This is a genomic window from Xanthomonas euroxanthea (assembly GCF_900476395.1).
Lineage (GTDB): Bacteria > Pseudomonadota > Gammaproteobacteria > Xanthomonadales > Xanthomonadaceae > Xanthomonas > Xanthomonas euroxanthea.
The window spans coordinates 97,826-111,743 of the sequence record NZ_UIHB01000001.1 but is presented as its reverse complement, the minus strand read 5'-3'; the positions used below and the strand labels follow the sequence as shown (position 1 = coordinate 111,743).

Annotated in this window: 11 protein-coding genes; 8 read left to right on the top strand and 3 right to left on the bottom strand. The window is 70.3% G+C overall.

Annotation, left to right across the window (positions count from 1 at the left end; translation table 11 throughout):
• Window positions 1-8: 8 nt before the first annotated feature.
• From CPBF1521_RS00450 to CPBF1521_RS00420, 7 genes are all read left to right on the top strand, one after another.
• The gene (locus CPBF1521_RS00450; RefSeq protein ID WP_115675549.1) at window positions 9-1,343 is read left to right on the top strand and encodes a TldD/PmbA family protein; all 1,335 of its coding nucleotides are present in this window, start codon (window positions 9-11) and stop codon (window positions 1,341-1,343) included.
• A gap of 101 nt (window positions 1,344-1,444) precedes the next feature.
• Window positions 1,445-2,152, top strand: coding sequence for a DUF4159 domain-containing protein (locus CPBF1521_RS00445; protein WP_370659357.1), 708 nt, complete (start codon window positions 1,445-1,447; stop codon window positions 2,150-2,152).
• Between the two features lie 239 nt (window positions 2,153-2,391).
• Window positions 2,392-3,384, top strand: coding sequence for an AAA family ATPase (locus CPBF1521_RS00440; RefSeq protein ID WP_115675547.1), 993 nt, complete (start codon window positions 2,392-2,394; stop codon window positions 3,382-3,384).
• A gap of 13 nt (window positions 3,385-3,397) precedes the next feature.
• A complete protein-coding gene (locus tag CPBF1521_RS00435) occupies window positions 3,398-4,294 on the top strand; it encodes a DUF58 domain-containing protein (protein ID WP_115676449.1) in 897 nt (298 codons plus the stop codon).
• A gap of 43 nt (window positions 4,295-4,337) precedes the next feature.
• The gene (locus tag CPBF1521_RS00430; protein WP_115675546.1) at window positions 4,338-5,525 is read left to right on the top strand and encodes a BatA domain-containing protein; all 1,188 of its coding nucleotides are present in this window, start codon (window positions 4,338-4,340) and stop codon (window positions 5,523-5,525) included.
• On the top strand, window positions 5,522-7,807 hold the full coding sequence (locus CPBF1521_RS00425) for a hypothetical protein (protein ID WP_181901047.1): 2,286 nt from the start codon (window positions 5,522-5,524) through the stop codon (window positions 7,805-7,807). Before CPBF1521_RS00430 ends, CPBF1521_RS00425 begins: the two co-directional genes overlap by 4 nt.
• Window positions 7,804-9,564: a carboxypeptidase regulatory-like domain-containing protein gene (locus tag CPBF1521_RS00420; protein ID WP_115675544.1), complete on the top strand. Its 1,761-nt coding sequence runs from the start codon at window positions 7,804-7,806 to the stop codon at window positions 9,562-9,564. Before CPBF1521_RS00425 ends, CPBF1521_RS00420 begins: the two co-directional genes overlap by 4 nt.
• A gap of 125 nt (window positions 9,565-9,689) precedes the next feature.
• Here the strand turns inward: CPBF1521_RS00420 and CPBF1521_RS00415 are convergent, their stop codons facing one another.
• Both CPBF1521_RS00415 and CPBF1521_RS00410 read right to left on the bottom strand, forming a co-directional pair.
• Window positions 9,690-10,334 carry a DUF938 domain-containing protein gene (locus CPBF1521_RS00415; RefSeq protein ID WP_115676448.1) on the bottom strand — a complete coding sequence of 215 codons (645 nt, stop codon included), beginning with the start codon at window positions 10,332-10,334 and terminating at the stop codon, window positions 9,690-9,692.
• Between the two features lie 216 nt (window positions 10,335-10,550).
• The gene (locus CPBF1521_RS00410) at window positions 10,551-11,345 is read right to left on the bottom strand and encodes an EcsC family protein (protein WP_104586091.1); all 795 of its coding nucleotides are present in this window, start codon (window positions 11,343-11,345) and stop codon (window positions 10,551-10,553) included.
• Window positions 11,346-11,515: 170 nt separating this feature from the next.
• Between CPBF1521_RS00410 and CPBF1521_RS00405 the strand changes: the two genes are divergently transcribed.
• Window positions 11,516-11,980, top strand: a complete 465-nt coding sequence (locus CPBF1521_RS00405) for an SRPBCC family protein (protein ID WP_115676447.1) — start codon at window positions 11,516-11,518, stop codon at window positions 11,978-11,980.
• Between the two features lie 127 nt (window positions 11,981-12,107).
• Here CPBF1521_RS00405 and proP read toward each other — a convergent pair whose 3' ends face one another.
• Window positions 12,108-13,598 (bottom strand): glycine betaine/L-proline transporter ProP, encoded by a 1,491-nt coding sequence (proP, locus tag CPBF1521_RS00400; protein ID WP_104586093.1) that lies wholly within the window; start codon window positions 13,596-13,598, stop codon window positions 12,108-12,110.
• Between the last annotated feature and the right edge of the window lie 320 nt (window positions 13,599-13,918).

The window sequence follows — 13,918 nt, the reverse complement described above, 5'->3', positions numbered from 1 at the left end:
AAACCCACATGAGCATCCTTACCGAAGCGCAGGCCAAGGCCATCCTGGACAAGGTCATCAAGCTGTCCAAGGCCGACGAGTGCACCGCCACGCTCAGCGGCTCGATCGACGGCAACATCCGTTTCGCACTGAATAACGTGTCCACCAGCGGCATCGTCGACAACACTGACCTGCAGGTGCAGGTGGCGTTCGGCAAGCGCGTGGGCGTCGCCACCATCAACGAGTTCGACGACGCCGCGCTGGAGCGCGTGGTGCGGCGCGCCGAAGACCTGGCACGGCTGGCGCCGGAAAACCCGGAGTTCATGCCGGCGGTGGACAAGCAGACCTATAAACCCAGCCCCACCTTCAGCGACTCCACCGCCGCCATCGACCCGGCATTCCGCGCGCAGGTGGCCGCCGATTCGATCGCCCCGTGCAAGGGCAAGGGATTGATCGCGGCCGGCTTCCTGGAAGATGGCCAGAGCTTTACCGCGTTCGCCAACAGCAAGGGCAACTTCGGCTACCAGCGCGGCGCGCGGTTCGACTACACCTGCACCGTGCGCACCGAAGACGGCCGCGGCTCGGGCTGGGTGGGGCGTAACCTGAAGGATGCCGCCGACTTCAAGGCCGAGCAGGACATCCGCATCGCCATGCGCAAGGCCAGCGATTCGTCCGAAGCCAAGGCGCTGGAGCCGGGCAAGTACACGGTGATCCTGGAGCCGGCGGCGGCAGCAGGCTTGATCTCCTTCATGATGCGCTACTTCGATGCGCGCATGGCCGACGAGGGCCGCAGCTTCCTGTCCAAGAAGGGCGGCGGCAACAAGCTGGGCGAACAGGTCTACGACCCGCGGGTGAACATCACCGCCGACCCGTGGGATGCGCGTGCCGCGGTGCTGCCGTGGGACGAGGAAGGCCTGCCGCGCGAGAAGATGGCCATCGTGGAGAACGGCAAGATCGCCAACCTGCAGTATTCGCGGTTCTGGGCGCAGAAGAACGGCAAGCGCGCGGTCGGTGAGCCGGGCAACCTGCTGATGGCCGGTGGCGAGAAGAACATCGCCGAGCTGGTGCGCGGCACCGAGAAGGGCATCCTGGTCACGCGCACCTGGTACATCCGCATGGTCGACCCGCAGACCGTGCTGCTGACCGGGCTGACCCGCGACGGCACCTTCTACATCGAGAACGGGCAGATCAAGTACCCGGTGAAGAATTTCCGCTTCAACGAATCGCCGATCATCATGCTCAACAACATCGACGAGCTGGGCAGGCCGGTGCGCGTGGCCGGCGATGAATCCAGCTACGTGATGATGATTCCACCGATGCGGCTGCGCGACTTTACGTTTACCTCGTTGTCGGATGCGGTGTGAGGAGGAGCCGGGAATCGGGATTGGGGAATCGGGAATGGGAGAGCAAGAGCCGCTCCTCCCAACCTGATTGTTTACCAGCGCTTCCGGTTCCCTGTTTCCTCATGGCCCCGACATCACGTCGTCATTTCCTTGGATTGCTGCTCGGTAGCGTCACTGCGTTGGCGTTGCCGCTGCGTGCGCGGGCGGCGGGCAATTACGATTTCTGGTTTACCCGGCTGCGTTATGATTCGGGCGATTGGGATGTGGATGCGCGCATGCCGTCCAACCTGATCACCTCGCTGATCGACTACACCCAGCTGCGCGTGGACCCGCAGGAGCACGTGCTGGACCTGGCCGATCCGCGCATGTTGCAGGCGCCGTTCTGCTACCTGTCCGGGCACAAGTTGGTGGAGTTCAATCCGGCCGAGCGGCGCAACTTCGAACGCTATGTGCGCAATGGCGGGTTCGTGTTCGTGGACGATTGCAATCACGATATCGACGGCCTGTTCGCCACCTCGTTCGAGGCGCAGATGGCAACGATCTTCGGCAAGAGCGCATTGCAGAAGCTGCCCAAAAGCCACCGTCTGTACAGCGCATTCTTCAAGTTCCCCGACGGCCCGCCGGCCACCAGTTTCGAGCTCAATGGCTGGGGCGACGATCTGGTGCACGATTATCTCAGGGGCATCAGCATCGATGGCCGGCTCGGCGTGTTGTACAGCAACAAGGACTACGGCTGCGAATGGGATTACGACTGGCGCAACAAGCGGTTTCTGGCCGAAGACAACACCAAGTTCGCAGTGAACATCGTGATGTATGCATTGACCAACTGAAATCGATCCGCAGGAGCGCGCTTGCGCGCGATGAGGCTTTATCGGTAACGCCACATCGCGCGCCAGCGCGCTCCTACAGGAATCACGCGAGATTTTCCCAGGCACGACACCACCGCCCGTCGCATACGCAAGCCGCGCACGCCTTTGTAGGAGCGCGCTTGCGCGCGATGAAGATTGACCGGTAACGCATCGCGCGCAGGCGCGCTCCTACGCCAGCAGCCAGACAACGAGACATCCCCATGACTTCCCCCAGCGACGACATCCTCACCGCACAGCTCTCCCAACTCGGCGCGCTGCGTGCAGCCCTGGCCCAGGCGGTGGTGGGACAGGACGCGGTGGTGGAGCAACTACTGATCGGCCTGCTGGCCGGCGGCCACTGCCTGCTGGAAGGCGCGCCCGGCCTGGGCAAGACGCTGCTGGTGCGCTCGCTGGGGCAGGCGCTGGAGCTGCAGTTCCGCCGCGTGCAGTTCACCCCCGACCTGATGCCCAGCGACATTCTCGGCACCGAGTTGCTGGAAGAGGAGCATGGCACCGGGCATCGGCAGTTCCGGTTCCAGCAGGGCCCGATCTTCACCAACCTGCTGCTGGCCGACGAGCTCAATCGCACCCCGCCCAAGACCCAGGCCGCGCTGCTGGAGGCGATGAGCGAGCGCACGGTGAGTTATGCCGGCACCACCTATGCGTTGCCGGCGCCGTTCTTCGTGCTGGCCACGCAGAACCCGATCGAACAGGCCGGCACCTATCCATTGCCGGAAGCGCAGCTGGACCGCTTCCTGCTGCATGTGCGGGTGGATTACCCCAGCGAGCAGGAAGAGCGCGACATCCTCACCCAGACCACCGGCACCACCAGTGCGCAGGTGCCCAGGGTGATGGATGCCGACAGCGTGCTGGCGCTGCAGCAACAGGTGCGGCACGTGCATGTGGGCGCGGACCTGCTGACCTGGATCAATCGCCTGGTGCGGGCCAGCCGCCCCGGCCCGCAGGCCAGCGAGGAGGTGCGCCAATGGATCAAATGGGGCGCTGGCCCGCGCGCCGGGCAATCGCTGGTGCTGGCGGCCAAGGCGCGTGCGTTGTTGCACGGCCGCCTTGCCGCCACCCGCGAGGACGTCACCGCGCTGGCCGCGCCGGTGATGCGCCATCGCCTGTTGCTGTCGTTCGCGGCCGAGGCCGAACAACGCAGCGCCGACGATGTGGTCGCCGCGCTGCTGCGCGCCGTGCCGTTCCCGGCGTGAGGCGCGCGGCAACGTGAGCGAGGACGTGCCGGCACTGCTTCCTGCCGAGCTGCGCAGCCGCCTGCGCGGCCTGCAGCTGCGCGCGCGGCAGGCGCAGGGCGCGCAGGGCATCGGCCAGCACGCCAGCCGCAGCCGCGGCGCCGGGCTGGAATTCTCGCAATACCGCGCGTACGAACCCGGCGATGCACTGCGCCAGATCGACTGGAAGCTCTACGCCCGCTCGGACCGCTTCTTCGTGCGCGAAGCAGAGCGCGAGAGTCCGCTGACGCTGTGGGTGTTGCTCGATGCCACCGCCTCCGCCGGCCAGGCCGATCAGGCGCGCCCGCACTACACGCGCCTGCAGGCGATGGCGACCCTGGCCGCGTGCGCTGCCGACGTCGCGCTGCGCCAGGGCGACCAGGTCGGCCTGTTCGCCGTGCATGGCGGCGGCCTGGTCGCCGTGCCGGCCGCTGGCGGGCCGCGCCAGCGCGACCGGCTCTGGCTGGCCCTGCACGGGCTGCGCGCCGGTGGGCGCTGGCCGGGCATGGACGCAGTGCGTCCGCTATGGGAACGCATTGCCGCACACACCCTGGTGCTGTCGATTGGCGACGGCTTCGACGAAGAACTGCTCGGCGCCCTGGAAAAACTCGCCGCCGCACGCCGCGAGGTGATGCAGCTGCAGGTGCTGACCTGCGACGAACGCGATTTCCCTTTCGACGGCGGGCATCGCTTCCGCGACCCGGAAACCGGCGAAGAACTGCTTGGCGATGGCGCTGCGATGCGCGCGGCGTATCTGCAACGCTTCGGCGCGGCCCAGCGCGCGCTGCAGGCACGCTGGCAGGCGGCCGGCATTGCGCACGCGGTGCATTATCTGGATGCGCCACCGGATGCGGCATTGCGCGCGCTGTTTGCGCACGGTGCGCGGCGATGAGCCGGCGCACCGGCGCGACCGCCGCAGCTGAGGGGGCGCAGCGGTGAACCTGCTCCTGCTGTTCCCCGCCGGCCTGGCCGCGTTGGCCGCGTTGCTGCTGCCGATGCTGATCCATCTGGCCCGACGTAGCGAACACCGCCCCACCGACTTTGCCGCACTGCGCTGGCTGCGCGCGCTGCCGCGCCCCCGGCACCGCGTTCGATTCGACGAATGGCCGCTGCTGCTGGTGCGCCTGCTGTTGCTGGCCGCCATGGCGCTGCTGCTGGCCGAGCCGGCGTTGCGCGAGCACCGGCAGGCGCGCCCGCGCATCGCGGTCAGCCCCGGCGTGGATCTGGCCGCCGCCCGGGCACTCACCCACGCGGCCAACGCGCAGTGGGTCTGGCTGGCGCCAGGCTTCCCGCCGATCGCTGCCGATGCGGCACGCCCACCCGCCACGCCCGCCGGCACCGCGCCGCCGGTCGGCAGCCTGCTGCGCGAACTCGATGCCAGCCTGCCGCCGGAGACCGCGCTCAGCGTGATCGTGCCCAGCCAGTGGGGGCCGCTGGATGCGCAACGCCTGCAGCTGTCGCGCGAGGTGCACTGGCAGGTGTTGCCCGGCCAGTCGCCGGCGGCCGCCGTGGCGGCCGTTCCACCGTTGCGGCTGCAGGCCATCGCCGACGCTCCCGCCGATCCGGCCCTGCGTTATCTGCGCGCGGTCCATGCCGCCTGGGCACTGCCCGGCGCACTGCCGGTGGGCACGCCCGCGGACGCCGCGCCGGCACGCTGGCCGGCCGGCACGGTGGTGGCCTGGCTGTCGCAGCGCCCACCGCCGGCGCCGGTCATCGCCTGGGTCGCCGCCGGCGGGCAACTGCTGCTCGCGGCGCAGACGCCGGCCCCGCCCGCACTCGCCGGCCCGCTGCAACCGCTGCTGCAGGATGCACACGGCGCCCCGCTGATCGATGCCAGCGCTGTGGGCCGCGGTCGCCTGCTGCGCTGGGCCGCGCCGCTGCAGCCGCAGCAGCTGCCGGCGCTGCTGGAGGCCGATTTTCCCACCCGCCTGCACAACGCGCTGCAGTCGGTACCCGCACCGCAGCGCGCGCTGGCGCAGACCCAGCAGCCGCAACGCGGCCCCGCCATCCGCCTGGCCAATGCCCCCCGACCGCTGGCGCCGTGGCTGATCGGCCTGGTGCTGCTGCTGTTTGCGGTCGAACGCTGGCTGGCCACCGCGCCGCGCCGGGGCACCGCGGCATGAGCACGCCTGCCCTGCACCGCGCATGGCAGGCCGCGCGACGGCGGCAGGCCGCAGGCGTGCTGCTGTGCGGGCTGCCGCTGGCCGTGCTGCCGGCGCTGCTGGCCTGGCGCGCCGGTGCGCAGCCGGCGCTCCTGCCGATGCTGCTGGGCCTGCTGGGCCTGCTGGTTCTGCTCGGCGTGGCAGTGCTGCCGGCACGCCGGCTCGACCAGGTCTGGCTGATCCGCCGGCTGGATCGCGATACGGATCTGGAAGACAGCAGCGACCTGCTGTTCGCCCCGCCCGGGCAGCTCGGCCCATTGCAGGCCCTGCAACGCCAGCGCCTGGAACAGCGCCTGCGCAGCACGCCGCGCGACCTGCGCCCGGCCTGGCCCTGGCGGCGCGGCTGGCCGTGGAGCCTGCTCGGCCTGCTCGCCTGCGCCGCCGTGCTGCTGTGGCCGCACTCCGCCCACCGGCCCACGGCAGGCAAGGACCGGATCGCCGCAACAGCCGGTGCCAACACCGGCACCCCCACGTTGGGTCAGGCACGGCTGCACAGCACCCCGCCCGCCTACACCGGCCTGCCGCCCACCCGCCTGCCCGGCCTGGATGCGCGCGTGCCGGCCGGCACCCGGCTGCACTGGCAGCTGCAGGTCCACCCGGCGCCGCGCAGCGTGGCGCTGCGGCTGACCGACGGACGCAGCGTCGCGCTGGCCCGGCAGGGCACTACCGATCACTGGCAGGGCCAGTGGATCGCCGAGCGCGCCAGCCTGTACCGCATCCTCATCGACGGCGCGCCGGCCGACCGCCGGCTGCACCGCCTCGACGTGCTGCCGGACCGCCCGCCGCAGGTGCGCGTGCTGGCGCCCGAACAGAGCCTGGTGCTGTGGACGCCCTCCAATGGCGGCTGGACGCTGCGCTTCGAGGCCAGCGACGACTACGCGGTGGCCGCCAGCGCCGAGCTGCGCCTGACCCTGGCCCAGGGCAGCGGCGAGAACATCACCTTCACCACCCAGCGCCGCACGCTCACCGGCAGCGGCCCGGCCAACCGCCGCAGCTTCGCCACCGCGCTGCAGCCGCAGGCGCTGGGCATGGCCGCAGGCGACGACCTGATCGCCCAGCTCATCGTCCACGACACCCGCCAGCCCGGCCCGCAGGAAGGCCGCAGCGCCAGCGTGATCCTGCGCTGGCCACCGCCGGAGCAGACCATGGCCGCCGGCCTGGAGGCCAGCATCAAGCAGACCTTGCCGGCCTACTTCCGCAGCCAGCGCCAGATCATCATCGACGCCGAGGCGCTGCTGAAGGAAAAACCGCGCCTGGACGCGGCCACCTACCTCAAGCGCGCCGACGCCATCGGCGTGGACCAGCGCCTGCTGCGGCTGCGCTACGGCCAGTTCCTGGGCGAAGAAAGCGAAGGTGCGCCCAAGGGCCCGCCGACCGCCGACGCGCCGCCCACCAGCGACGCCCCGGCCGACGATCTGCCCACCGCCGACATGCCCACCGCTGATGCACCGGCCGCCCCTGCGGCGGCGGCGCCCGCGCCCGCCCGGGACGAACACGGGCATGACGCGCACGACCACGACCACGCTGCCGCATCCGAGGCCGGCGCCGCCGCGCTGGACGACCACGACCATGCGCACGGCGACGGCGGGCCCGAACGCCACGGCTTCGGCCAGGCGCAGGATGTGCTGTCCGAGTTCGGGCACACCCACGACCATGCCGAAGCCGCCACCTTGCTCGACCCGCAGACCCGCGCGTTGCTGCGCGCCGCGCTGGACCAGATGTGGCAGTCCGAGGGCGAGCTGCGCCAGGGCCACCCCGAACGCGCCTTGCCGTTTGCCAACAAGGCGCTGGGCTTCATCAAGCAGGTGCAGCAGGCCGAACGCATCTACCTGGCGCGGGTCGGCACGCAGTTGCCGCCGATCGACCCCGGCCGGCGCCTGAGCGGCGACCGCGCCGGCCTGGGCGACCGCGCCGCCGGCCTGGACACCCGCCCGGATCCGGATCCGTCCGCGCTGCAGCTATGGGACGCGCTGGGCGAACAGGCGCCGGTCCCGGAGGCCGCCCTGGCCCGCTACGCGCAGTGGTTGCAGACCCGGCAGGACCGCCTGCCCGATCCGCTGAGCCTGGCCGCCGCGGTGGAAACCCTGCGCGCCGAACCGGACTGCGCCAGCTGCCGCGCCCAGCTGCGCGCCCAGGTCTGGCGCACGCTCGTTGCCCCGCCGGCGCCGGTCCGCCGGCGCCCCACGCCGGACGCGCGCGGCCAGCGCTATCTGGATGCCCTGCGCCGGGAGCCGCAGCCATGACGCTTTCGCTGCCCTGGCTGGTCGGCAGTGCCTTGCTGCTGCTGGTGCTGCTGAGCTGGTGGCGGCTGCTGCGCGCGCACGCGCGGCAGCCCCATGCGCGCTTCCGGCTGTGGCTGTTGCTCGCCGCCCAGCCGCTGCTCGCCGGCCTGCTCTACCCGGTGCTGCTGCCGCCGCCACGCGCCGGCAGTGCAAGCGAGCTGCATGTCGCCACCGCCGGCACCCAGGCAGATCGGGTTCGCCCCAATGCCGCGCCGTGGGTCGCGCTGCCCGAGGCGCCCGCCTTGCCAGGCGTGACCCGCATGCCGGATCTGGCCACCGCGTTGCGGCGTGCGCCCGGCACCACCGCGCTGGTCGTGCATGGCAGCGGCCTGCTCGCACGCGACCGCGACACCCTGCGCATCCCGGTGCGGCTGGCGCTGACCCCGGCGCCGGCAGGCCTGGTCGCCGTCTCCACGCCGCCCCCGGTCGCACCCGGCGAACGCATCGCGATCAGCGCGCGCGTGCAGGGCCTGCCGGGCGCGCGGGTGGAGCTGCTGGATCCCGCCGGGCAGGTAGTCGACACCGCCACCGCCGATGCGGCCGGCCAGGTGCAGCTGCGTGGCCAGGCGCGCGCACCCGGGCAGGTGGTGTTCGCGCTGCGCCTGCGCGATGGCGCAGGCGCAGAACGCGGCCGCGTGCCGGTGCCGGTGCTGATCGCCGCGGTGCCGTCCGCACGCGTGCTGGTGCTGGCCGGCGCCCCGCAGCCGGACCTGAAATACCTGCGCCGCTGGGCCAGCGATGCCGGCATGCAGGTGCGCAGCCAGATCGCCGTCGGACCCGGCATGCAGCTGGGCGAGGTGGCCGCCCTGGACGCAGCCAGCCTGGACACGCTGGACCTGCTGGTCATCGACCAGCGCCGCCTGCAGGCCCTGGGCAACGCGCAGCGCCAGGGCCTGCGTGCCGCGATCGGCCGCGGCCTGGGCGTGCTGGTGCGCACCGACGGCCCCGTGGATGCGGCCGCCCGCGCCGCGCTCGGCGCGCTGGGCCTGGCCGTGACAGGCGGCAGCAGCAGCGCCGCGGTCGCCGCGCCACTGGCGCTGGCAGCACCCGGCGCCAGCAATCCGGCCGCAGCGCCGGCCGACGCCACGCCCCTGCCGCCGCTGCAACGCCGCGAGCTGCAAGCGCAGGACGCCGACGCGGTGATCGCCGCACGCGCAGACGATGGCAGCGCGTTGGGCTGGTGGCGCCAGCAAGGCCGCGGCCGCATCGGCATCGGCCTGGTCGAAGACAGCTTCGCCCTGGTGCTGGCCGGCCGCAGCGACCTGCATGCCGCGCTATGGGCGCAGCTGTTCGGTGCGGTCGCCCGCGCCGGCGGCACGGCGCCCGCTGCGGTGCAGACAGGCTGGTCGCACCAACGCATGGCGCTGTGCGGTGTCGCCGCAGACGCGCATGTCACCGACTCCACCGGTCGCTCCCAGGCGCTGCTGATCGATGCCGCCAGCGGCGCCCGGGCCTGCGCCGGCTACTGGCCGACCAGCGCAGGCTGGCATCGCCTGCAGACCGGCACACAACAGCGCTGGCTCTATGTGCGCGCGCCCGGCGATGCCTCCGCGCTGTACAGCCAGCAAACCCGCGACGCCACCGTTGCGATGGCCGCCATCGACGCGCGCGCAGGCATCGGCACGCCTACATCGCTACCCGGTACCCGCTGGCCCTGGCTGCTGGCCTGGCTCACGCTGGCCGCAGCCCTGTGGTGGCTGGAACGGCGCAGGCGCTGACTGCCGCAGCGCACCGCCCTCTCCGTGCATGATCGGGTGCAGTGCGCTTCCCGGTCCTGGCCCTTGCAATCCACTGCACTGGAAAACAGCGCCGCTGCCGCATCGGCAACGTGTCGGCGACACACTCACCGCGACTGCCGCGACCACACCCGGCAACAGTTGTTCGCCGGCAACGCCACGTCGTCGATCAGCTGCAACCCCACCGACGCCGCCAGTGCGTCCACTGCTTCGGCATCGCGGATTCCCGACGCAGGGTCGCGCTCGCGCAACATCGCATCGAATGCGCGGTTGCTCTCGCTGGTGAATTGCCCATGGCGGTTGAACGGCCCATACACCACCAGCAGCGCATCCGGCGCCATCACCGCCGGCAACCCGGCAAACAAGGCCTGCACCTGCGGCCAGCCCATGATGTGCAAGGTGTTGGCGCTGTAGACCGCGTCATAGCCGGCAGGCACACCGGCCCGCGCGGGCGGCAATGGCGGTGCGGGCGCCAGGCCGGGCATCGGTGTCAGCACCGCCTGCAATGCGATCGGTGGCGGCGTGTTCGGCAGTGCCGCCTCGTCCAGCCACTGGCTCATTCCCGGCAGATGATCGGCATGGTCGCTGGCCTGCCAGCGCAGCCACGGCATCGCCGCCGCAAAATGCACCGCGTGCTGCCCGGTTCCCGCACCGATTTCCAAGACATTGCGACGGTCGGCAACGTGTCGTTGCAGCACCTCCAGGATCGGGTCGCGATTGCGTGCAGAAGCTGGCGAAAAAGACTTGGTCATGAAAAACGTCCGGGAAGAGCGAACGCGATTGTCGCGCGCGCAGACGGCGGCGTGCAGCCACACGACTGGATCGATGCAACGCCAGACCAGCATGCGGGTGCCAGTGCATCAGCGCAGGCCTGCAAATTCTGCGTTCTTGCATGTTGCCGGGATGGCGCGTACGCCCATCCGCCGCGCGATGTGCAGCATCGCCGTGCGCTACGCCGTGCATTACGTTCAACGCGCCGCAGGCAGCGCCTCATACGCACGCCGCACCGCATCCTGGCCATACCGTCGCTCCAGGCGGCGCACGATGAAGTGCCCGCGCGCCATTGCCTGGAAGTGGCGCATGAACACCGTATTGAGCGTGGCGCCGCTGACCGCTCCGACCAGCGGCACGGCCTGCACGGCGAGTTTTTCGCCGACATTGACCGAGAACTTGGCCGCAACACGCGACACCAGCGATACCAGCACCGGCGCGCCCTTGCTGGCAAACCCGTGCGCGGCAACGTAATGCGCCGCGGCGCTGAGTTGTTGCGCCATCGCGGCGCGCACCGCGAAGTAGCCCGATTCGGCGCCGTCGTCGCCGACACTGCGCCCACCATGCGCCAGCACTTCCAGGCAGGCCAATGCGGTCTCCGGATCGTGCAGCGATTCGCCCTCGGAACGGGCGATATCGGCGATGGAGCGCAGCATCACCGTGGTGGTCACCGGCAGCTCCACCAGCAGGCCGGGCAGGCCGAAGAATCCGCCCGCACCACCGGCGACGGCCACCGCCATGGTGTGGCGTGCGGTGGACGCGGGCTGTTGCGCATCGGTGCTGCCACGCAGGCTCAGTAATGCCGATTTCATCGCCACCTGCAGCGCGCGGCGGGTGACGCCATCGATGCTGCGGGTGACCAGTTTCGGTAGCCGCCGGGTCATCAGGTTCTCGATCGGTGCGCCCAACGCATTGGCCAGCTGGGCTGCCACACCGGGGTTTTCCAGCAGCGCGTGCGCGGTGGCCAGATCGCGTTGCGCGGCAACGTCCATCACCGTTATCGGAAGCGTCGTCATGCCTGCTCTTCGTTGTTGGGCTCGCGCCGATGGTACCCAGCGCCATGTGAGCGCCGGACGAGCGAACCCGGCAGTCAGGAAAAAGCATTCTGCAATCGGCCGGCAAAATGCGCGATCATCGGGATCAGGCAGCCAATGCTGGTCAGATGAATCGTGAGATCCGCCACAGCATCGTCATCGCGGCCGCACCGGAAGTGGTCTGCGTCGCGTTGTCCGAGCCCATGCAGCTGGCCTGCTGGTGGACGCGTGAGGTAAGCCTGGTCGGGAACCGGGTGCGGCTGGAGTGGAGCCGGCAGGGCTGGCGGGTGGAGCTGAGCATCGACGACGGCGCCGACTACCGCCTGGTGCTGTGGCGCTGCCACGCCTCCAACATGCTCGACACCGATGCCTGGGAGGGCACGGTGATGCGCTTCGATCTGCATTCCACCAGCCAGGGCACGCAGGTGGAGTTCGCACACTCCGGCTATCGCGACTCGCCCTGCAGGGACGCCTGCGTCCGCGGCTGGCGCTTCTTCCTGGGCAGCAGCCTCAAACGCTATGTGGAAACCGGCCAAGGCATGCCCTCGGCCGATATGCGCGCCCCCGAGCCGCACGGCCACGCGCCGCGCTAGCGGCGGCAACTGCAGGCACCCGGTGGCAGGGCGGCTGCACGGTCGCCACCGCTGCGCCGGACCATGGCCTTGCGTGCCAACCGCACAGGCGGGCCGGTGACGGCCCGGCCGCGCGCCCCGAGCCCGCCTACGCCGTGCGTGCCGGGCCGATGGACGGTGCCGTGCTGCCGGGCAGCTGCGCATCCACCGTCACCGGGCTGTCGGCGCGCAGCAAAGCGCGTGCCTCGGCATCGCTGGCCACCGCCGGCGGCGAGCCACGCAGCGGCAGGCCGGCGGTTTCGCGCACGAACAGCATGGTCACCAGGCCGATCGCCGCCGCGCCCATCAGGTAGTAGGCCGGCACCAGCGGGTCGCCGCTGCGCTCCACCAACCAGGCCGTCACCAGCGGCGTGGTGCCACCGAACAGCGACACCGACACGTTGAACGCGATCGACAGCGCGCTGTAGCGCACCGGCGTGTAGAACAGCGCCGGCAGCGTGGACGGCATCGAACTGGTGAAGCACACCAGCGCCAGGCCGAGCAGCATCAGGCCGGCGAAGATCAGCCCGTCGTGGCCGCTGCCGATCAGCAGCAGGCAGGGGATGGCCAGCGCGAACAGCGCGATGCAGGCACCGATGATCATCGGCCGGCGCCCCAGCCGGTCGCTGAACAGGCCGCCGACGATGTTGAGCGGCATCATCACCAGCATCACCAGGATGATCAGCAACAGGCCCTTGCTCTCGGCATAGCCCATGGTGACGCTGAGGTAGCTGGGCATGTAGGTCAGCAGCATGTAGTCGGTGACGTTGAAGACCAGCACCAGGCCCACGCACTTGAGCAGCTGCGGCCAATGCAGGCGCAGCATGGTCAGCAGGCCCTGCGCGGCGGTTTCCCGTTCGCGCTGTTCGGATTGCTCGGCATAGGCGCGAAACGCCGGGGTTTCTTCCAGCTTCATGCGCATGTACAGGCCCAGCAGCCCCAGCGGGCCGGCAATCAGGAACGGCACCCGCCAGCCCCAGTCGAGCATCTGCGCCGGGGTCACGGTCATGTGCAGCGCCGTCACCGTGGCCGCACCGGCGATGTAGCCGCCCAGGGTGCCGAATTCCAGCCAGCTGCCCATCAATCCCCGATTGCGGTCGGTGGCGTATTCGGCAATGAAGGTGGCCGCGCCACCGTATTCGCCACCGGTGGAAAACCCCTGCAGCAGCCGCGCCAGCAACAGCAGCGCCGGTGCCCACAGGCCGATCTTGGCGTAGGACGGAATCAGGCCGATGCTGAAGGTGCCCAGCGCCATCAGGATCATGGTGGCCGCCAGTACCTTCTGCCGCCCGTAGCGGTCGCCGAGCGGGCCGAACACCAGCCCGCCGATCGGCCGCACCAGAAACGCGACGGTGAACGTGGCAAAGGTGGCGATCAACTGCGCAGTGGGATTGCTGGCCGGGAAGAACACCTGCCCCAGCGTCACCGCCAGATAGCCGTACACGCCGAAGTCGAACCACTCCATCGCATTGCCCAGCGCCGCAGCGCCCACGGCCTTGCGCAGCATGCCGCGATCGACCACCGTGACCTCGTCCAGTTGCAGTTGGCGGCGGCGCTTGAACCAACCGAAGTGCGAGGCAATTGCGCGCGTATCGTGCATATGTCGTGTCTCCAGGTGCGGCCATCGCTGCCCACTCGCCCTGGCAACGCACAGGACACGGCGCATCAGTCAGGCATGGCAATGGCACAGGCACTGGATGACGCCGGAGGCATTCCCGGACGGCCGCGTGAACTCAGCGACGCTGCGGGACAGACGACCAAGGGATGGGCAATGCCCAAGGGCTTGATCAGCCCGCTATGGTACTACAGCGCGCAGGTCGCTGCAGGCGGGATGCCGCCAGATGGCGAAAACCCGCTTGTTTCAAGGCATCTGGCGCAATGCGCGCCTGCATCGCGTCATCGATGCGCAGGGCATCTGCA

Bases quoted from the DNA above. Each gene is read 5' to 3' on its own strand.
- CPBF1521_RS00450 (WP_115675549.1), top strand. From the start codon at position 9: ATGAGCATCCTTACCGAAGCGCAGGCCAAGGCCATCCTGGACAAGGTC.
- CPBF1521_RS00445 (WP_370659357.1), top strand. From the start codon at position 1,445: ATGGCCCCGACATCACGTCGTCATTTCCTTGGATTGCTGCTCGGTAGC.
- CPBF1521_RS00440 (WP_115675547.1), top strand. From the start codon at position 2,392: ATGACTTCCCCCAGCGACGACATCCTCACCGCACAGCTCTCCCAACTC.
- CPBF1521_RS00425 (WP_181901047.1), top strand. From the start codon at position 5,522: ATGAGCACGCCTGCCCTGCACCGCGCATGGCAGGCCGCGCGACGGCGG.
- CPBF1521_RS00420 (WP_115675544.1), top strand. From the start codon at position 7,804: ATGACGCTTTCGCTGCCCTGGCTGGTCGGCAGTGCCTTGCTGCTGCTG.
- CPBF1521_RS00415 (WP_115676448.1), bottom strand. From the start codon at position 10,334: ATGACCAAGTCTTTTTCGCCAGCTTCTGCACGCAATCGCGACCCGATC.
- CPBF1521_RS00410 (WP_104586091.1), bottom strand. From the start codon at position 11,345: ATGGACGTTGCCGCGCAACGCGATCTGGCCACCGCGCACGCGCTGCTG.
- CPBF1521_RS00405 (WP_115676447.1), top strand. From the start codon at position 11,516: ATGAATCGTGAGATCCGCCACAGCATCGTCATCGCGGCCGCACCGGAA.
- proP (WP_104586093.1), bottom strand. From the start codon at position 13,598: ATGCACGATACGCGCGCAATTGCCTCGCACTTCGGTTGGTTCAAGCGC.